At 65.6% G+C, this 18,405-nt stretch carries 17 protein-coding genes; 5 read left to right on the top strand and 12 right to left on the bottom strand.

The window, feature by feature from the left end; all coding sequences use genetic code 11:
* A partial coding sequence (locus JWQ89_RS09325; RefSeq protein ID WP_299640364.1) for an ATP-dependent helicase occupies positions 1–791 on the top strand: 791 nt, incomplete at its 5' end.
* Between the two features lie 8 nt (positions 792–799).
* Here JWQ89_RS09325 and JWQ89_RS09320 read toward each other — a convergent pair.
* The gene (locus tag JWQ89_RS09320) at positions 800–1,711 is read right to left on the bottom strand and encodes a DMT family transporter (protein ID WP_299640362.1); all 912 of its coding nucleotides are present in this window, start codon (positions 1,709–1,711) and stop codon (positions 800–802) included.
* Positions 1,712–1,900: 189 nt separating this feature from the next.
* On the opposite strand from JWQ89_RS09320, the gene cls reads away from it, so the two are divergent.
* From cls to JWQ89_RS09305, 3 genes are all read left to right on the top strand, one after another.
* The gene (cls, locus tag JWQ89_RS09315; RefSeq protein WP_299640361.1) at positions 1,901–3,349 is read left to right on the top strand and encodes a cardiolipin synthase; all 1,449 of its coding nucleotides are present in this window, start codon (positions 1,901–1,903) and stop codon (positions 3,347–3,349) included.
* A 5-nt stretch (positions 3,350–3,354) separates the two neighbouring features.
* Positions 3,355–4,068: an endonuclease/exonuclease/phosphatase family protein gene (locus tag JWQ89_RS09310; protein ID WP_299640359.1), complete on the top strand. Its 714-nt coding sequence runs from the start codon at positions 3,355–3,357 to the stop codon at positions 4,066–4,068.
* 71 nt (positions 4,069–4,139) lie between these two features.
* The gene (locus JWQ89_RS09305; RefSeq protein ID WP_299640357.1) at positions 4,140–5,009 is read left to right on the top strand and encodes a 50S ribosomal protein L11 methyltransferase; all 870 of its coding nucleotides are present in this window, start codon (positions 4,140–4,142) and stop codon (positions 5,007–5,009) included.
* 242 nt (positions 5,010–5,251) lie between these two features.
* On the opposite strand, the gene JWQ89_RS09300 is transcribed toward JWQ89_RS09305, so the two are convergent.
* Together JWQ89_RS09300 and JWQ89_RS09295 are read right to left on the bottom strand one after the other, a co-directional pair.
* The gene (locus JWQ89_RS09300) at positions 5,252–5,386 is read right to left on the bottom strand and encodes a hypothetical protein (RefSeq protein ID WP_257720968.1); all 135 of its coding nucleotides are present in this window, start codon (positions 5,384–5,386) and stop codon (positions 5,252–5,254) included.
* Between the two features lie 138 nt (positions 5,387–5,524).
* Positions 5,525–5,653 (bottom strand): hypothetical protein, encoded by a 129-nt coding sequence (locus JWQ89_RS09295; protein ID WP_299640355.1) that lies wholly within the window; start codon positions 5,651–5,653, stop codon positions 5,525–5,527.
* A gap of 133 nt (positions 5,654–5,786) precedes the next feature.
* Between JWQ89_RS09295 and JWQ89_RS09290 the strand changes: the two genes are divergently transcribed.
* Positions 5,787–7,616: an aminopeptidase P family protein gene (locus JWQ89_RS09290; protein ID WP_299640353.1), complete on the top strand. Its 1,830-nt coding sequence runs from the start codon at positions 5,787–5,789 to the stop codon at positions 7,614–7,616.
* Between the two features lie 52 nt (positions 7,617–7,668).
* Here the strand turns inward: JWQ89_RS09290 and JWQ89_RS09285 are convergent, their stop codons facing one another.
* The 9 genes from JWQ89_RS09285 to JWQ89_RS09245 form a co-directional block, all read right to left on the bottom strand.
* Positions 7,669–8,160, bottom strand: coding sequence for a hypothetical protein (locus JWQ89_RS09285; protein ID WP_299640352.1), 492 nt, complete (start codon positions 8,158–8,160; stop codon positions 7,669–7,671).
* Between the two features lie 71 nt (positions 8,161–8,231).
* Positions 8,232–8,684, bottom strand: a complete 453-nt coding sequence (locus tag JWQ89_RS09280) for a DUF3828 domain-containing protein (protein ID WP_299640350.1) — start codon at positions 8,682–8,684, stop codon at positions 8,232–8,234.
* 9 nt (positions 8,685–8,693) lie between these two features.
* Positions 8,694–10,001, bottom strand: a complete 1,308-nt coding sequence (locus JWQ89_RS09275) for a hypothetical protein (RefSeq protein WP_299640348.1) — start codon at positions 9,999–10,001, stop codon at positions 8,694–8,696.
* Positions 9,967–12,177: an NAD-dependent DNA ligase LigA gene (gene ligA, locus JWQ89_RS09270; RefSeq protein ID WP_299640346.1), complete on the bottom strand. Its 2,211-nt coding sequence runs from the start codon at positions 12,175–12,177 to the stop codon at positions 9,967–9,969. The genes JWQ89_RS09275 and ligA overlap by 35 nt, the downstream gene beginning before the upstream one ends.
* 61 nt (positions 12,178–12,238) lie before the next feature.
* Positions 12,239–13,909, bottom strand: coding sequence for a DNA repair protein RecN (gene recN / locus JWQ89_RS09265; protein ID WP_299640344.1), 1,671 nt, complete (start codon positions 13,907–13,909; stop codon positions 12,239–12,241).
* Positions 13,910–14,077: 168 nt separating this feature from the next.
* Complete coding sequence (locus JWQ89_RS09260) at positions 14,078–14,917, bottom strand: outer membrane protein assembly factor BamD (protein WP_299640343.1); 840 nt, start codon at positions 14,915–14,917, stop codon at positions 14,078–14,080.
* An 82-nt stretch (positions 14,918–14,999) separates the two neighbouring features.
* Positions 15,000–15,956: a UDP-3-O-acyl-N-acetylglucosamine deacetylase gene (gene lpxC / locus JWQ89_RS09255; protein ID WP_299640341.1), complete on the bottom strand. Its 957-nt coding sequence runs from the start codon at positions 15,954–15,956 to the stop codon at positions 15,000–15,002.
* 107 nt (positions 15,957–16,063) lie between these two features.
* Positions 16,064–17,710 (bottom strand): cell division protein FtsZ, encoded by a 1,647-nt coding sequence (gene ftsZ, locus JWQ89_RS09250; protein WP_299640339.1) that lies wholly within the window; start codon positions 17,708–17,710, stop codon positions 16,064–16,066.
* Positions 17,711–17,927: 217 nt separating this feature from the next.
* Positions 17,928–18,405: cell division FtsA domain-containing protein (locus JWQ89_RS09245; protein ID WP_366143989.1), on the bottom strand; the 478-nt coding region annotated here is incomplete at its 5' end.

Here is an 18,405-nt window from a genome sequence, read left to right as displayed (position 1 = left end):
GCGGCTATACCGACATGCTGAAGGCCGACAAGTCGGCGGAAGCGCCCGGCCGGCTGGACAATCTGAAGGAATTCGTCCGCTCGATGGAGAGCTTCGAATCCCTGGCTGCCTTCCTGGAACATGTCAGCCTGGTGATGGAGATCGCCCAGGATGAATCGGGCGACCGCATCAACCTGATGACCTTGCATGCCGCCAAGGGGCTGGAGTTCGACACCGTGTTCCTGCCCGGCTGGGAAGAAGGGCTGTTCCCCAGCCAGCGGACCATGGACGAACTGGGCCGCGCCGGGCTCGAAGAGGAGCGGCGGCTGGCCTATGTCGGGCTGACCCGGGCGCGCAAGCGCCTGCGGGTCTCGGTGGCGCAGAACCGTCTTGCACACGGCCAGTGGCAAGCGGCCATCCCGTCGCGCTTCCTCGACGAGCTGCCGGCTGCAGCGGTCGAGGTGAAGGACACCGGCTCGGCCTATGGCGGCTATGGCTATGGCGGGCGCTCTGGCGGTGGGCGCTTCGACACGCGCGATCCCTTCGATTCGCTGTACGAGACCCCCGGCTGGCAGCGGGCGCGAGCGCAGGCGTCCTCGCGCAAGTCGGCGGGTCCGATGACAATCGACGGCGACCTCGTCGCCCGCTCGGTCGACGACGGCCGCGGCTCGGCCTACTCGGTGCGCGAGCGCGTGTTTCACCTGAAGTTCGGCTATGGCCGGATCGAGTCGATCGAGGGGAACAAGCTGACGATCGAGTTCGAGAAGGCGGGGCGGAAGAAGGTGCTCGAGAGCTTCGTGCAGAAGCCGTAACCTGATGGTTACTGCGGCGGCGTGACCTCGCCCGCCTTCCGCCGCTCGATGCCCAGGCGGTGCTCGCGGTAGATGATGAACAGGCCGGAGGCGACGACGATCACGCCGCCCACCAGCATCTCGATGGTCGGGACGTCGCGGAAGAAGACGTAGCCGACGATGATCGAGAGGATCAGCGAGGCGTATTCGAAGGGGGCGACGACCGACATGTCGGCGTGGCGGTAGGATTCGGTGAGAAGTATCTGGCCGATGCCGCCGAAGATGCCGGCGGTGATGAGGAGCGCGAACTGCTCCGGGGTCGGCATCACCCAGCCGAGCGGCAAGGTGCAAAGCCCGATGGTCGCGGAGATGAGCGAGAAATAGAGGACGATGGTGGCGGAGCGCTCGGTGTGGACGAGTTTTCTCACCAGCATCATGGCCGTGGCCGCAAAGCAGCATGAGACGAGCGCCATGATGGCACCGAGCGTCGCGCCGGTCGTATCGGGGACGCCGCTCGAGAACACCGTCAGTCGCGGCCAGATGATGATGACAACGCCCAACAGCCCCACCAGCACGGCGGTCCAGCGATAGAGGCGGACCTGCTCGTGGTAGAATACGGCGCTGAACACCACGATCAGCAGTGGGGTGGCGTAGTTGATGGTGATGGCCTCGGGCAGCGGTAGCTGGGTGAGCGCGTAGAACGAGGTCGCCATGCCGCCGGTGCCAACGAGGCCGCGCCAGACGTGGCTGAGCGGATGCTTCGTTTTCATCCCCTCGATGAGCTCGCCGGTTAAGGCGAGATAGACGAGGATCGGCAGGATGGCGAAGAACGAGCGGAAGAACACCAGTTGCCCGGCGGGGACCCCGTCGGATGCCTTGAGCAGGCTCGACATGGCGAGGAAGACGCATACCGAACTGAGCTTGAACGCAATTCCCGTCATGGCGTTTTGACGTGGGAGAAGCGTTGGCGTCGACACGGGGGCGAATCTTTCGGAGGCGGGAGATCGGACCATAACGATCCGCAGCTACAATCGCGGGCTTCACGGCGACGCGCAACACTTGATAGCACCCGCGGAACCACTAGCTACCTTTGCGGCGTTGGCTATTAGTAGCAGCACCGGGGGCCGCCCATGACCGACATGACCGAACTGGTCGAGAACGTCGTCCGAAACTTCTCGATCATCGCGCTGGTCGTGGGGGGCTTCTATCTGCTCGCCTTCGTCTGCGCCGTGCGCGAGATCAGCGCGTCGCGAACCTCCCAGGGTTCGATCGCCTGGCTGGTATCGTTGGCGTTCCTGCCCTTCCCCACCGCCATCATCTACCTGATCTTCGGCTGGAAGCACTTCGACGGCTACGCGCTGACCCGCATGCAGGTGCGCCAGTCGCGCATGCTTCGCAGCGAGGATCTTGCCGTCATCGACCGCGAGGCCGGCGCTGCCTGGCCGGTGCAGCGGCGCGCCGCCGGCATGCCGTTCCTTGCCGGCAATACCGCGGAACTGCTGATCGATGGCGAGGCAACGTTCGAATCGATCTTCGAGGGTATTGCCATCGCCAAGACCTACATCTTCGTGCAGTTCTATATCCTCAGGCACGATGCGCTCGGCCAGCGGCTTGCCGCCGCGCTGATGGAGCGGGCGAGAGCGGGCGTCTCCATCTACGTGCTCTACGACGATGTCGGCAGCGGCGGCCTGTCCAAGGAGTACAGGGACAGGCTGCGGGCCGAGGGCATCCAGATCTTCAGCTTCAACTATCGCCACAGATTCCTGCGGGTATTCGGCCCGACGCGCATCAACTACCGCAACCACCGGAAAACCGTGGTGGTCGACGGCAAGATTGCCTGGACCGGGGGCGCCAATGTCGGAGTCGAGTATCTCGGCGAAAGCAAGCGGTTCGGGCACTGGCGCGACACCCAGTTGAAGCTGGAAGGCCCGGCCGCCTCGTCGGTGGCGCTGATCTTCCAGGAGGACTGGCTGTGGGCCACCGGGGTCGCGCTGGCGCCGCCCCCACCCGAACCGGTCGAAGAGCCGGGAGATGTCTCAGCCCTCGTGATGGCCACGGGGCCCGCCGACAAGCTGGAAGCCTGCCCCATCGCCTTCGCCGACATCATCGGGCAGGCCAAGGAGCGGCTCTGGATCGTGAGCCCCTACTTCGTGCCCGACACCGACATGCGCACGGCGCTCTATGCCGCCATCCTGCGCGGTGTGGACGTGCGCATCATGCTGCCGACCAAGCCGGACCACATCATGGTCTGGCTCGCGAGCAATGCACACGCCGACGCCATGGTCGAACACGATATCGCCATCTACCGTTACCAGAAGGGGTTCCTGCACCAGAAGGTGCTGCTGATGGACGACAGGATGGCCAGCGTCGGCACGGTCAACTTCGACAACCGTTCCTTTGCCATCAATTTCGAAATGACCGTGTGGATGCCGAACCGCAAGGTCATCGATGCCGTTGACAAGATGCTGCTGACCGATATCGCCAAATGCCGCCCGGTGACCAAGGAGGAGGTGCAGAAGCGCCGCAGGATCCCCCGGTTCATCGCCGCCGCTGCCCGCCTGTTGTCCCCCATTCTCTGAGCCCAATGATCAAAGTCGCCTCGTACAATATCCGGAAGAGCATCGGCACCGACCGGCGTCGGCTGCGCGAGCGCATCATGCATATCCTCGCCGTGCTGGATGCGGACGTCATCGCCCTGCAGGAGGTGGACCGCCGCTTCGGCCAGCGCGCCACGACCCTGTCGCCGGACCTGATTGTCGAATCCACAGGCTATATGCCGGTGCGCTTCGGCATCCGCGAGCAGAGCCTCGGCTGGCACGGCAATGTGCTGCTGGTGAAGAAGGGCATCGAGGTGCGCCACCAGCAGCGCATCGAACTGCCAGCGTTCGAGCCGCGCGGCGCGGTGCTGGCGGATGTGATCATCGGCGGCGCCACCCTGAGGATCGTCGGGATGCACCTGGGGCTGCTGGGCAATTCGCGCATGAAGCAGGCGGAGGCGATCGTCGCGCATCTCGAAAAGCTCGAGAACAACATGCCCACCGTCATCATGGGCGACCTCAACCAGTGGGCCGAGAACGGCAAGAGCCTCGAGGCGTTCGCCAAGCATCACGACGTGATCCCGCTGGGCCCGAGCTTCCATTCCCGCCGCCCCATGCTGCAGCTCGACCGCATCATCACCAGCCGCGACTTCCGGCTCGAGGCCGCGGGGGTGCACCATTCCGCCCTCGCCCGCACCGGCTCCGACCACCTGCCGGTCTGGGCGACACTATCGCTGCAGAGCGCCGAGGCTGCCGCTTGACGCTGGCGATCACCGGCCATTGACATAGCGCGCCGCTGCCTCGAAACAGCGGCGAACAGGATCCTCGCCCCATGACGCTCTCGCAACTTTCGACCCCGCTCACCAAGGACCAGGCCTATGCGCTGGTCGACGCCGTGATGGCGCGCGAGGACACCGCCGTCACCGCTTCGGCGCACGAGGACGCGGAAACCGGCGAGTGGGTGTTCGAGGCGACCTGCACCAGCGAGCCCGACCTCGAGGCGTTCAACGAAATCGCCCGCGAGACGCTGGGTGGCAAGGTGAGCTTTGCGGTCGAGGCGATCGATCCGACGGTCAACTGGGTTGCGAAATCGCTCGAAGGGCTGCAACCGGTGATCGCCGGCGGCTTCTATGTGCATGGCAGCCACGAGGAGGCGCCGGCGCCGTCCGGGCTGACGGCGATTCGCATCGACGCCGCACAGGCCTTCGGCACCGGGCACCACGAGACCACGACGGGCTGCCTCGAAGCCATCGACAGGGCGCTGAAGCGGCGGCGCTTCCGCTCGATGCTAGACGTGGGCACGGGTACGGGCGTGCTCGCCATCGCGCTGGCTAAGCGCACCCACCTGCCCGTGCTGGCGAGCGACATCGACCCGGTGGCGGTGAAGACCGCCGCGGAGAACGCGCGGGACAACGGCGTCGGTCGCTATGTGATTGCTATCGAGGCCACGGGGCTGGAGCATCGGCAGATCGCTGCGGGCGCGCCGTATGATCTGATTGTCGCGAACATCCTCGCCGGGCCGCTGGTGGGGCTGGCGCCGGCGATGCGGCGGGTGGCGGGGATCGGCGCCACGGTGATTCTGTCGGGTATCCTCGTGCACCAGGCGCCCCGGGTCATCTCCGCATACGCGCAGCAGGGCATCGTGCTGCGGAACAAGCTGATCAAGAAGGAATGGGCGACGCTGGTGCTGGAGCGGGTTTAGGGGCTGACGCATCGTGGACCCCCACCCTTGATCCCTCCCCACAAGGGGGAGGGAGACGACTGGTTGTTCAGCGTGCGCCATAGCCAGCGGCCCTTGCGCCTCCTCCCCCCTGTGGGGAGGGATAGAGGGTGGGGGTGCGGAGCCAGCGGCGTCGAAGCTTCGCGAAAAAGCAAAGTCCCCGGACCTCGCGATCCAGGGACTCTTCAAATCGACATACAAACCCCGCGCTGACGCGCGTTAGCCTAGTTCGGGCGCTTGGTGAGCGCGCCGAGCAGCAGGTGTTCACGGCTGCGGCCGACGCTGCGTGTGGCCTCGCGGCCCCGCGCTTCGATGACGCTGCCGAGCGCCTTGCGGAAATCGTTCTTGCTCTCGGGCATGTTGTTCTCCCGGTTCCTTGTCTATGCCGCGGTTCTGCGACAACCGCTATGTAGTGCCGACGGGCTCCGCCGGTAAGTCCTTGTTGCGAAAGGCAGCCATGCCGTCGATGCAGGGCGCCTTAACAACGTGTGAAGGCTTCAGCTGCGCCACTCGCTGGCCACCGGACGCGCCCTCAAGTACTCGGTGATGTGTCGCTGCGCCTCTCTGGTGCGGCCCTCCATCATCGACTCGAATACGCGCCGGAACAGTGTCTTGCGTTCAGTCATCTCGACGCTCCATCGAGCCCCGGGCGCCGAAATGCGCCGCCGAGGTTGAACCGCGGATGAACGTTGCCGCGGCTTGGGAAGTCGGATCGGCTCTGTTAGGGTCCGCGCCATTCCCTCCCGCGGCAATTTCATCATGACCGACAACGCCTTCGCTCCGACCGTCTACCAGACCTTCGATATCCGCACCGATCCCAGGACCGTCGCCCCGCGTTTGAGAGCGCTGCGGGCGCAAATGCGGGAGGCGGGCGTCGATGCGTTCCTCGTGCCGCGCACCGATGCGCATCGCGGCGAGATGGTTCCCGAAAGTGAGGCGCGGCTCGCCTATGTGACGAGCTTTACCGGTTCGGCCGGGCTCGCGATCGTCGGCAGCCGCAAGGCGGCGCTGTTCGTCGATGGCCGCTATACGTTGCAGGCGCCCGCCCAGACCGACACCAAGCTGGTCAGCGTGATCGAGGCGACGCAGGGCGGCTACTCGCCGCGGATCGCGGAGTTCGTGCCCAAGGGCGGCAAGGTCGGGTTCGACCCGTGGCTACACACGCCGAGTGAAATCCTCGACCTCGAAAAGAAGCTCGCCGGCAAGGCGACGCTGGTGCCGACCAGCAACCTGGTCGACCGGATGTGGCAGGACCGCCCTGCCCCGCCCAACGGGCCGATCGAGTTCCTGGGCAATAATCGCGCCGGCAAGACGGCGCCGGAAAAGCTGGCCGAGATCCGGGCCACGATGGGCGAGGACGATGCCGACGCGCTGGTGCTGACGGTGCCGGAATCGATCAACTGGCTGTTCAACCTGCGTGGCCGCGACGTGCCGCATGTGCCGGTGGTGCTGTGCTTTGCGCTGGTGCCGAAGACGGGCATGCCGACGCTGTTCTTCGACAAGCAGAAGATCACGCCGGAGCTTCGGCACGGGCTCGAGGGGCTGGCGAAAGTCGCCGACGTCGCGACCATGATCGCGGCCCTGCGGAAGCTCGGCGCCGGCGACAAGCGCGTGATGCTCGATCCGGCCACCGTTCCGGTGGCGGTGGCGCAGGCGATCAGCGGCGTCAGTGAGGCCAAGCTGATCGAGAAGCGCGATCCGGTGCTGCTGCCCAAGGCGAAGAAGAACGACGCTGAGCTCGCCGGGATGCGCGAGGCGCACCGGCTCGACGGCCTCGCCATGGCGAAGTTCCTCCAGTGGTTCGACGAGGAGGCCCCCAAGGGCGGTCTCGACGAGATCGGCATCGCCACCGCGCTCGAGGGTTTCCGGCGCGAGGAGCCGAGCCTCGTCGACATCAGCTTCGAGACGATTTCCGGCGCGGGTCCGAACGGGGCGGTGATCCACTATCGCGTCGACGAGAAGACCAACCGGCAGCTGAAGCCGGGGGAATTGATGCTGGTCGACTCAGGGGCGCAGTATCTCTCGGGCACCACCGACATCACCCGCACCATGTTCACCGGCAAGGCCACGGCCGAGCAGAAGGACCGCTTCACCCGCGTGCTGCGCGGCATGATGGCAATCTCGATGACGCGGTTCCCCAGGGGCACCAACGGCGCGCAGCTTGACGTGCTGGCCCGGCAGTTCCTGTGGGAGGACGGCGTCACCTACAACCACGGCACCGGACATGGCGTCGGCGCCTTCCTGTCGGTGCACGAGGGGCCGATCGGCATTTCGCCGCGCTATCCAACGCCGTTCGAGGTGGGGATGATCACCTCGAACGAGCCCGGATACTACAAGGAAGGCGCCTACGGCATCCGCATCGAGAACCTGCTGGTGGTTATGGAGAGCGAGGTCGGCGGCGGCAAGTTCCTCGAATTCGAGACGCTGACGCTGGCGCCGATCGACCTGCGGCTGGTCGATGAGGCGCTGCTGACGGCGCCCGAGCGCAAGTGGCTCAACGCGTACCACAGGCGCGTGTTCAAGGAGATCGGCCCGCTGGTGCAGGGCGAGGTGAAGGCGTGGCTGAAGGAGGCGACGCGGGAGATTTGAGGGTCTTGCCTTCCCCGTGTGGGAGAGGGATTCCCGACTGAGTCTGCAGGCCTCAATTCACCGAGAACGGGTCGTACTGCAGCAGCCAGGACAGCAGCCAGTTCTGGCTGCCGGCCATCGAGGCCACATCGTCGACCTTCCAGCCGTCGGCCTCCTTGACCATCGACACGCTGATCAGGCTCATGTGGTCGAAGTTGTGAAAGCTGACGGTGGACACGGCGCGGTCGCCGTTCATCACCGGCTCGCCGATGACGAGGTCGAGCAGCAGCGAGTTCTGGCCCTCGATGAACGGGTCGAAAGCCAGCATGGCGGGCGCGTCGGGATCGACCGCCGCGCCCTTCTGGTCGACGGTCTGCCGCTCGATGTTCGCGGCATAGAGATCCTTGAGGCGCGCCGAATAGAACTTCTCAAGCCCGTCATCGTGCTTTGCGCCGCTGCTGTAGGGCTGGTAGATCGCCTCCACCAGCGCCTTGGGGCTGTCATAGGCGCTTGCTGCGCCGGTAGCGGCGACGATGAACAATAGACCTGCAATGATTCGCCGCACGACCACCCCCGTGTTGAGGACTCCCGGCTAGCACCCCGTTTGGGCACATTGAGGGCTGCGCCGCGCCGCAATCATGGCAGCGGCGCTTCGAGGATATCGAGCAGGTCGTAGCTGTATTTGGCGCTACCGCCCCACACGTCGTCGATCTTCCAGCCATCCTCGTCGACCAGCAGGAACCCGAGTTCCTGTGGCGTATCGAAGTTGTCGAATGTGACCCTCACCACCGCCTTGCCGCCGGCGTAATAGGGGGCGCTGATGACGAGCTTGCTGATCTGGTAGTCCTGGCCGTTGATGTAAGGCCCGAAATCGATCCGCCCGATCTCACCGTTCGCCTCCGCTGCATCCTTGGCGAACAGGTTGTTTAGCCGCGCACTCTGCAGCGGCGTCTCGTTGGGCGGGACCTCGTTAGGCGGCATGTAGCCGGCATAGAGCGCTTCGAGCAGCGCCTTGGGGTCGGCGTAGGCCTGGGCGATGGCCGGCTGTCCGAGCATCACGAGGGCGGCAAGAGCGATGAGCAGGCGCATTGGGAAGCCTCAGTTGAACCAGAAGGCGTAGCCGGGCCAATTGCCCCCGAAGGCACGAAGCAGGTCGCTAAACGATGCCTCGGTGGCGATCGGCCCATCCTTCAGGAACGGCAGCGCGTCGTAGCCAGTGAGCAGCATGACGAGGTCCGTGTTCGTTGCCGTTTCGAAGTAGGCCTTGACGTCAAAGCCCTTCGCGAAGCGCCAGTGCGGGATCAGCAGCTCGCCGTTGACCACCTGATCGAAGGTGTCCAGCGTCGACTGCCAGGCCGCGATCTGCTCCGCGTTGACCCGCGCTCGGCCGACCGCCGCTGTCTGATCGGGGTTGGGCAATAGCTCGCGATCGTTGTCGGTTTCTGCGGTGATAGCTGCCCAGTTCTGGCGCGACAGTGCTGAGATGGTGAGCAGACGCTCCCTCACCCGCTTCAAGCGATCGGGCTCTACGACGGCCCAGTCGATGGTGTGGATGAGCGCAATCAGGTCAGCGACGGTGACCTCGGAGTCGGGATCCAGCAGTTCGTAGCCTTGGCCACGCGCGCGACGGCCCCGAATGTCGTTCTCGAGCGGCAACCCCGCCCCGGGGAACAGGCGATGGAAGGTGGCGTAGAAAAGCTCATGAAAATCGTGCGCGAGGAGGAAATCGGCCTGCGTTGCGACGATGTTCGTGTACCCGGCGAGCCAGATCGCATCGGCGCGGTCCAGTCCGATCACCAGGGAACCCGGCTCGGCCGGGTTGGACTGTCGCCGGTTTGTGAGGCCCATGGCCCCGCCGAGGATGGCGGCGATGCTCTCTCCCGGCGCGCTGCCGCCGTCCCCGTCCAGGTCCAGGCCGACCTTCATCACATCCAGCGGGATCACGTAGTCGCCGGCAACTCCAGCTTCGCGCAAGGTTTTCTGCGCCTCATCCATCTCCGTAACGAGAATGACAAGCATGGCGCGGAGCTTTTCGTAGTCGAGCGGCTCAGGGTTCGGATTGGCGGGGACCGGTATCAGCATCTGACTGGGGGCGTTGACGCCACCCCAACCCCAGTTGGGCGCAAAACCATGCCGATAGAGCCCCTGCCCGAAGTGTTCGATGGCATTGGCGAACTGCAGCATGCCCTTCCCGAACCGCGACTCCGCATCCGGGGGGGCGTCGAGCTCGGTGATGCCAGCCGCCGCCGTGCCGGCGTAGAGATGGCGCAGCGCGATGTCGCCACCTTCGCCGGCCACTGCCGGGAGTGTGAGAGTGGCGGCCATTATTGCAGTCGTCAGTCTCAACATTTGTACCTCTAGGGCTGAAAGCTTATTTGGCTGCCAGATCAAGCCATTGATCTTCATCGAGCACAAGTATGCCCAGCGCCTGCGCATCCTTGAGCTTGGAGCCCGCGCCGGGTCCGGCAACGAGGATGTCGGTGTTCTTCGACACCGATCCGGCCACCTTGGCGCCCAGCCGCTCAGCCATGGCCTTGGCCTCGCCGCGCGTCAGCTTTTCGAGGCTGCCGGTGAACACCACGGTCTTCCCCGCCACCTCGCTGGTCGCCGAGACGGTGACGACGTACGGCTTCGGGCGCACCTGAACCAGCAGCGCATCGAGCACGTCGTCATTGCGCTGGTTGCCGAAGAAATCGATCAGCGCCTCGATGACCGTGCCGCCGATACCGTCGACGTACGGGAATACCGAATGCGGGTCTTCGGGGTGCGCCGCCGTCTCCTTGCCGACGCGGATCACTTCCTCGATGGTCGAGAAGGTCTTGGCCAGCACCGCCGCGGTGGTCTCGCCGATGTGGCGGATGCCAAGCGCGAAGATGAAGCGGTCGAGTTCCGGCTGGCGCCGCGCGTCGATGGCGGCGAACAGCTTGTCGAGGCCCTTGAAACTGCGGTCCTCGACGCCGCGGACGTTCTTGCGGGACTTGCCCGAGGCCTCCTCGCGCAGCCGCGCCTGCTCCTCGCGCCGCTCGGCAAATGCCTGCTGCACCGCCGCCCGGCGGTCGCGGAGGGTGAAGATGTCCGCAGCTGTCTTCACCAGCCCCTTGTTGAACAAGAGCTCGATGTTCTCGGCGCCGAGGCCTTCGATGTCCATGGCACCGCGCGACACGAAATGGCGCAGCCGCTCGACGGCCTGGGCGGCGCAGATTAGTTCCCCGGTGCAGCGCCGGCGCGAATCTTCCTTGCCGGTCTTTTCGTTGAGCTCGCGCGTTGCGGGCGAGCCGCAGACCGGGCAGGTGTGCGGGAACTCGTAGGGCACGGCATCGGCGGGGCGCTTTTCGATCACCACGCGGACGATCTGCGGGATGACGTCGCCGGCGCGCTGGATGACCACAGTGTCGCCGATGCGGATGTCGATCCCTTCGCGGATCGGCAGGCCATTGCTGTCGAGGCCCTTGATGTAGTCCTCGTTGTGGAGGGTGACGTTCTCGACCACCACGCCGCCGACGCTGACCGGCGCCAGGCGCGCCACCGGCGCCAAGGTGCCGGTGCGGCCGACTTGGATGTCGATCTTGTTGACCGTTGTGAAGGCCTGCTCGGCCGGGAACTTGTGCGCTATCGCCCAGCGCGGCTCACTGCTGACGAACCCCCAGCGGCGCTGCAACGCGAGGTCATCGACCTTGTAGACCACGCCGTCGATGTCGTAGCCGAGCGACGAGCGCTGCTCCTCGATCAGGCGATACTGGGCGACAAGCTGCTCGACCGAGGAAGCGCGGACCATCAGAGGGCTGATCCTGAAACCCCATTCGCCGAACTTCTGCACCGCGTCGTATTGGGTGGGCGCCGGATCGGCCGTGGTGTAGCCCCAGGCATAGGCGAAGAATTTCAGGTTGCGGCTGGCGGTGATCGACGGGTCCTTCTGGCGCAGCGAGCCGGCTGCGGTGTTGCGCGGGTTGACATATTCCTGCCCGCCGGCGGCCGCCGAGCGCGCCTTGAGGGCCTCGAACTCGGCATAGGTCATGTAGACCTCGCCGCGGATTTCGATCGTCTGGGGCCAGCCCGTGCCCTTCAGCTTCTGGGGGATATCGGCGATGGTCCTGAGATTGGCGGTGATGTCCTCGCCCACCGTGCCGTCCCCGCGCGTCGCGCCCTGCACGAACACGCCGTTCTCATAGCGTAGCGATGCCGACAGGCCGTCGATCTTGGGTTCGGCGGTGAAAACCAGCTTCAGGTCCTTGTCGCGCTCGAAGAAGCGCCGGCCGCGCTCGATGAAATCGACGACGTCCTCGTCGGTATAGGCCTTGGCGAGGCTCAGCATGGGGACGGCGTGCCGGACCTTGCTGAACCCTTCGACCGGCGCGCCAGCCACCTTTTCGCTGAGGCTGTCGGGCCGCTTGAGTTCGGGGAAAGCGATCTCGAGGGCCTGATAGCGGCGCTTCATCGCGTCGTAGGCCGCGTCCGTCATGTCGGGCGAGTCGGCCTCGAAATAGGCCCGGTCCGCCTCGCTCAGCAGCTCGTGCAGCCGGTCGAGCTCTGCCTTGGCCTCAGCCTCGCTGTAGCTCTCGATTTCCCGCTCGGCGCCACTCATCCACCGTCTTCCTCATCCTTCGACCAGCTGAGGATGAGAAAAACCCAACCTTCAACGCAAGTCACGATACTTCAGAAATCAGCCTGCCGGCCGCGGCGCGCGCCTCGTCGGTCACCTTGGCGCCGGCCAGCATGCGCGCCACTTCTTCCTGCCGGGCCTTGCCATCGAGCCGGCGGACGTGGGTGCGCATGAACGCCCCCTCCTCGATCGCCTGCTTCTCGATCAGCAGGTGGCTCCGCGCCCGCGCGGCAACCTGCGGCGCATGGGTGACGGTGAGCACCTGCACCTTGTCGGCAAGCCGCCCCAGCCGCCGTCCGATGGCATCGGCGACGGCGCCGCCGACGCCGGTGTCGATTTCGTCGAAGATCAGGACGGGTGCCGACCCGCGATCGGCCAACACCACCTTGAGCGCGAGCAGGAACCGGCTGAGTTCGCCGCCCGAGGCGACCTTGAGGATCGGGCCCGGCTGGGTGCCGGGATTGGTCTGCACGTGGAAGGCGATCTGGTCGTAGCCGGAGGCGGCGACCCGTGCCTGGTCAACCTGCCGGTCGACGATGAACTTCGCTGCGCCGAGCTTGAGCTCCGGCAGTTCGGCTTCCACGGCCTTGGTGAGGGCCGCTGCCGCCTTCTCACGCGCCTTGCTGAGCGCTGTCGCAGCCGCCGCGTAGGCGCTGCGGGCGGCAGCCGCAGCCCCTTCCAGCGCTTTCAGCGATTCCTCGCCGCTCTGCAGCATGTCGAGATCGTTCTGGTAGCGGGCGAGGACGTCGCTCAGTCCGTCGCAGGTCGTGTGGTGCTTGCGGGCGGCGGCGCGGAGGGCGAACAAACGCTCCTCGACCTTTTCGAGATCGGCGGGATCGAAGGCCATGTCGCGCTTCAGCACCTCGAGCGCGTCCGACGTGGCGTCGAGCGCGACCAGCGCGGTGTCGAGCGCCTCGACGATGGGCTGGAACACGGCGGCGCCGGCGTCTGCCTTGCGCACCAGGCGGCGCATCAAGCCGGCGAGCACCGGCCCCGCCGCGGTGGGCCCGTTGAGGATTTCGTCGGCGTCGCGCACTTCCTCGGCGGCCTTTTCGAGCGTCATCAGGCGCTGGCGGCGTTCGGCGAGCGTTTCCTCCTCGCCCGCCTCGAGGGACAGTTCGCCGAGCTCGGCGACGACGTGGCGGGCATATTCCTCGCGCGCCATCGCCTCGGCGATCACCGCACGCTGGCCGGCTACCGCCGCTTCGGCTTCGACGAGCGCTTCGTAGGTGCTCCACACGGCGCTGACCAGCGTTTCGTGGCCGCCGAAAGCGTCGAGCGCGGCACGGTGAGTCGCGGCGTCGATCAGCGCGCGATCGTCGTGCTGGCCGTGTATCTCGACGATCAGCTTGCCGACCGCCTGCAGCAGCCCGGCGGAGACCGGCTGGTCGTTGATGAAGGCGCGGGTGCGGCCATCGGCGAACTGCACCCGGCGGAGGATCACGTCCTCGTCGTCTGCGATGGCGTTCTCGCGCAGCGCCTCGCGCGCCGGGTGATTGCGCGGCAGCTGCAGCACCGCGACGACCTGCCCGCTCTCTGCCCCTGCCCTGACCAGCGAGGCATCGCCGCGGCCGCCAAGCGCCAGCGTCAGCGCATCGAGCAGGATCGACTTGCCCGCGCCGGTTTCACCAGTGAGGGCGGTCAGCCCGTCTTCGAGCGCGAGATCGAGCTGATCGATCAAGACGATGTTGCGGACCGAAAGCGCGTTGAGCATTTCGGGAGTGGCCCCTCGGTGGTCGACCGGCCGAACGGGCCGAACAAGCTGCGCTGCGCAACCTAACGCACGGAAGAACAAACAGGCAACGGATTTATTGCCAACTCCACCGCTGCCAACAGAAATTCTCGCCCTGGGGCGAGAATGACCGGTGGAACGAGGGCCGCGTCAGCCCTTCTTGAGCTGGGCGAGGCTGCTGCCGGCGTTCATCTGCGGGGTGACGCCCTGCTTGGCGAGGAGGTCGAAGGCCTGCTTGTACCACGAGCTCTGCGGATAGTTGTGCCCGAGCACCGCCGCGGCCGTCTGCGCCTCGGAGACGAGGCCCAGCGCCAGGTTTGCCTCGGTGAGGCGGTACAGCGCCTCCTCGATGTGAGTCGAGGTCTGGTACTGCTCGGCGACGACGCGGAAGCGGTTGATGGCGGCGGGATAGTTGCCGTTGCCGAGATAGTAGCGGCCGACCGACATCTCCTTGCCGGCGATCTGGTCGACGCCGATCACCATCTTGTCGCGCGCGTCCTTGGCGTATTCGCTGTCCGGATAGTTCGAGATGATGAGGCTGTAGGTTTCGATCGCGTCCTTGGAAATCTGCTGGTCCCGGGTGATGTCCTTGATCTGCCCGAAATAGGAATTTCCCTTGAGATAAAGGACGTACGGGGTTTCCTTCGAGCTGGGATAGAGCGCCATGTAGCGGTCGGCGGCGAGAATCGCCTCCTCGAACTTGCCGATGCGGTAGTTGGCGTAGACCTCCATCAGCTTGGCCTTCTCGTTGAACTCCGAGAAGGGGTGCTGGCGCTCGAGCTTCTCGAGCGTCGCGACGGCGGTCACGTAGCGCTGCTTGTCCATTTCGTCGAGCGCCTGCTGGTACAGGGTGTCGGGCGGAATGATCGCTTCTTCCTTGATCTTGGGCTGGCCGAACAGGTTGCAGCCCGCGAGGAACACCACGAGAGCGCCCATCGCGAGGATACGTGCGAACCGGCCCGAAACACTTGCATGCTGAGAGATCGTCACGACCTGCCCCATTCCCTTAACGCCACCCTGAACGGCAGGCGGACTACTGACAAAAAAGATCAAAACTGTGGCGCGGAGCCGATCAGCCCACCGAGCGCAGGTAGGACCTTACATTAAGTCCATCGGGTATGTCGTCGAGCGCATCGAACGCCGCCGGCAACTGATCCGCCGTGACGATCTCGTAATTGGCCTCGCTGGCGAACAGACCGTGGAGAACCAGCGCATTGAGCGCATGGCCGCCCTTGTACGAACGGAAGCGCCCATAGATCGGCAGGCCGCAGAGCGCCAGGTCGCCAATGGCGTCCAGCAGCTTGTGGCGCACGAACTCGTCCTCGTAGCGCAGGCCGCCCGGATTGAGGATCCGATCTTCGTGAACGGTGATCGAATTCTCCATCGAGGAACCTAGCGCATAGCCGGCCTGGCGCAAGATCTTGGCGTCGCGCACGAAACCGAAGGTGCGGGCGCGGGAGACGTCGTCGTAATATTTGCGCGGCGTCCAGTCGAAGATCATCCGCTGGCGGCCGATAACGCGGCTGTCGAAATCGATCTCGAGGTCGAGCATGCGCCCGTTATAGGGCTCGAGCGCCGCCGACGCCTCATTGTTGCGGACCAGCACCTGGCGCATGATCTTGATGTAGCGGCGCGGCGCCGGCTGCACCATCAGGCCGACATCCTGGATGCCCTGCACAAAGGGCCATGCGCTGCCGTCGATGATCGGGCATTCGGCACCGGTCAATACGAGGTGGGCGTTATCGACGCCCATGCCCGAAAGCGCCGAGATGACGTGCTCGACGGTGGCAACCGACACGCTGTCGCCGAGGTCGAGCGTGGTGCAGAGCGTGGTGCGCGTGACGCGCGAGAAATGCACGGGAACCGGGCCGACGCGACGGCCATCGTCGAGCAGACGGGTGATCGTGTAACCGCTATCGGGCGCTGCGGGCTCGAGGGTGAGAGTGACAGGGGCGCCGGAATGAACACCGAAACCGCTGAACTCGAGGGCCTCGGCCAAAGTCCGCTGCCGCGCCGAAAGTTTATGCATGCTCCAACGACTCCAGCCCCGTCCGCGACCCGGTGCAGTCATAGACAATAAAATCCCGGCGCGGAAGCCGCGCCGGGGCTGTGGAACGAGGCTTTCCCCCGCGGCTATCAGCCGTGTTTACGGAGGAATGCGGGGATTTCGATATGCTCTTTCTGGGTCTGCTGCGGCGCTGCACGACCATGCTGGTCGAGATTGCCGCGCGCCCCCTCCGCACTACCGGAAACCCGCGCATTCCGGGCGCCTCCGGCTTCGATAGCACTGCGGGCGGCGGCATCGTCGGCACTCGGCTCGGCCGACGGCTCGGTCCGCGCCGGCTCATTCGACTTTAGGTTTATGCCGACATTGGAGGCGAGCCGCTTGAACAGCGCGCGTGCGTTGCGCGGCTCCGGATCATGCTTTTCTTGCTCGTGCAGTGACCGCCTTGCAACAGCCGGAAGCTCCTCGGTGCGCGGCATGCGCCGCTGACCGTCCGGACGTTCGGCGCTGGAGGGCACATAAGCGCTCGGGATCGGCGCATCGATCAGTCGCGGGGCCTCTTCGAGATGGGTGTGCGTGGCCTGCGGAATATAGGGTTCGACGGTGACGCCGTCGTCTTCCTGATAGTCCTGATAGGTCGGCTCGCCGTAGGAGATGGCGTCGGCCACCGCCTGCTGCACCTGCGACTCAAGTTCCGGCTCCGACTGAGCGTCGGAGGTGATCATCCGGTCCGGCATGGCCTGCCGCATCACCGCCGCCTGCAGCGGCACGCGGGCCGGATTGGCCTTCATCGGCTCGAGCGCCTGGACCATCGTCGCATCGGTGCCGGTGGCAACGACGGAGACGCGGATCGTGCCGGTCATGTCCGGATCGAAGGTGGCGCCGAGGATGATGTTGGCATCCGAATCGACTTCCTCGCGGATACGGCTGGCCGCCTCGTCGACTTCGTAAAGGGTGAGGTCCGGGCCGCCGGTGATCGAGATGAGGAGGCCGCGCGCGCCCTGCATCGACACATCATCGAGCAGCGGGTTGGCGATCGCCGCCTCGGCGGCATGCCGCGCACGATCCTCGCCGGAGGCTTCGCCGGTGCCCATCATCGCTTTGCCCATGCCGCGCATCACGGCGCGCACGTCGGCGAAGTCGAGGTTGATCAGACCTTCCTTGACCATCAGGTCGGTGATGCAGGCGACGCCGGAGTAGAGCACCTGGTCGGCCATCTTGAAGGCGTCGGCGAAGGTGGTCTTCTCGTTGGCGACGCGGAAGAGGTTCTGGTTCGGGATGACGATCAGCGTATCGACATGCCGGTGCAACTCGTCGATGCCGTCTTCAGCAAGGCGCGAACGCCGGTTGCCTTCGAACTGGAAGGGCTTGGTGACGACGCCGACGGTGAGGATACCCTGCTCGCGGGCCGCGCGCGCCACCACGGGGGCCGCACCGGTGCCGGTGCCGCCGCCCATGCCGGCGGTGATGAACACCATGTGCGCGCCGCTCAGGTGGTCGTTGATCTCGTCGTAGCTCTCTTCTGCGGCTGCCCTGCCCACTTCCGGGTGGGAGCCGGCGCCGAGGCCTTCGGTCACCGAGACGCCGAGCTGGATGATACGCTGCGCGCTGCTGAGCGCCAGCGCCTGCGCGTCCGTGTTGGCACAGACGAAGTCCACTCCGGAAAGGCCTGAGGCGATCATGTTGTTGACCGCGTTGCCGCCAGCCCCGCCGACACCGAACACGGTGATGCGCGGCTTCAGTTCTTGAATGTCCGGAATGGTGAGGTTGATGGTCATGATGGCCCCATGAGTGGCGTGTGGGATCAGTATTAGTCGCCAATTCGTTAATCAGACCCTAACAATGCCCTCGAAACCGTTAACACGGTGGCAATTTGCAAGCCGGGGTAATGGCTTGGTCAGGATGTGTTAAGCATGAGCGGTGGGGGCGCACGGGTGCCGAAGTGCCTTCTCCCCTCGTGGGAGAAGGCGTTGCGGAGAGATCGAAGGCTGACTGCTAGAAGCTGGTCCGCAGCCAGTTGCCGACCCGCGCGAAATAGCCGTCCGTGCCGGTGAGGCGGACCGAGCGGTGGGGCTCGACATATTCCTGGCCGCAGACCTGCGGGTAGATCAACATGCCGGCGACGGTAGCGAAGGCCGGGCCCTTGGCCATTTCCGGCAGGCCCGAAATGCCCATCGGCCGGCCGTTGCGCACATTGCGCGCCAGCACCCGTCGCGCCACTTCCGGCAGGCCGGTGAGTTCGCTGGCGCCGCCCGTCAGGACGAATCGACGGCCACAGATGTCCATCATCCCGGTCGCCTGCATGCGGTCCTTGATGGCGGTCAGCACTTCCTCGACGCGCGGCCGGATGATGCGGGTGATGTGCGAGCGGGGAATCTGGCCCGGGGCTTCGTCGCGCGTGGCGCAGACCGGAGTGATCGGAATCATGTCGCGCTCGTCGGCCTGGCCGGGCAGCACCGAGCCGTACATGGTC

This window comes from Devosia sp., from assembly GCF_028290645.1.
In the GTDB taxonomy this organism is placed as follows: Bacteria; Pseudomonadota; Alphaproteobacteria; order Rhizobiales; family Devosiaceae; genus Devosia_A.
Note: the sequence above shows the minus strand (reverse complement) of the source record. Positions and strands in the feature narration are given on the sequence as shown.

Bases quoted from the DNA above. Each gene is read 5' to 3' on its own strand.
- JWQ89_RS09320 (WP_299640362.1), bottom strand. From the start codon at position 1,711: ATGACGGGAATTGCGTTCAAGCTCAGTTCGGTATGCGTCTTCCTCGCC.
- cls (WP_299640361.1), top strand. From the start codon at position 1,901: ATGACCGACATGACCGAACTGGTCGAGAACGTCGTCCGAAACTTCTCG.
- JWQ89_RS09310 (WP_299640359.1), top strand. From the start codon at position 3,355: ATGATCAAAGTCGCCTCGTACAATATCCGGAAGAGCATCGGCACCGAC.
- JWQ89_RS09305 (WP_299640357.1), top strand. From the start codon at position 4,140: ATGACGCTCTCGCAACTTTCGACCCCGCTCACCAAGGACCAGGCCTAT.
- JWQ89_RS09300 (WP_257720968.1), bottom strand. From the start codon at position 5,386: ATGCCCGAGAGCAAGAACGATTTCCGCAAGGCGCTCGGCAGCGTCATC.
- JWQ89_RS09295 (WP_299640355.1), bottom strand. From the start codon at position 5,653: ATGACTGAACGCAAGACACTGTTCCGGCGCGTATTCGAGTCGATGATG.
- JWQ89_RS09290 (WP_299640353.1), top strand. From the start codon at position 5,787: ATGACCGACAACGCCTTCGCTCCGACCGTCTACCAGACCTTCGATATC.
- JWQ89_RS09280 (WP_299640350.1), bottom strand. From the start codon at position 8,684: ATGCGCCTGCTCATCGCTCTTGCCGCCCTCGTGATGCTCGGACAGCCG.
- JWQ89_RS09275 (WP_299640348.1), bottom strand. From the start codon at position 10,001: ATGAAGATCAATGGCTTGATCTGGCAGCCAAATAAGCTTTCAGCCCTA.
- ligA (WP_299640346.1), bottom strand. From the start codon at position 12,177: ATGAGTGGCGCCGAGCGGGAAATCGAGAGCTACAGCGAGGCTGAGGCC.
- recN (WP_299640344.1), bottom strand. From the start codon at position 13,909: ATGCTCAACGCGCTTTCGGTCCGCAACATCGTCTTGATCGATCAGCTC.
- lpxC (WP_299640341.1), bottom strand. From the start codon at position 15,956: ATGCATAAACTTTCGGCGCGGCAGCGGACTTTGGCCGAGGCCCTCGAG.
- ftsZ (WP_299640339.1), bottom strand. From the start codon at position 17,710: ATGACCATCAACCTCACCATTCCGGACATTCAAGAACTGAAGCCGCGC.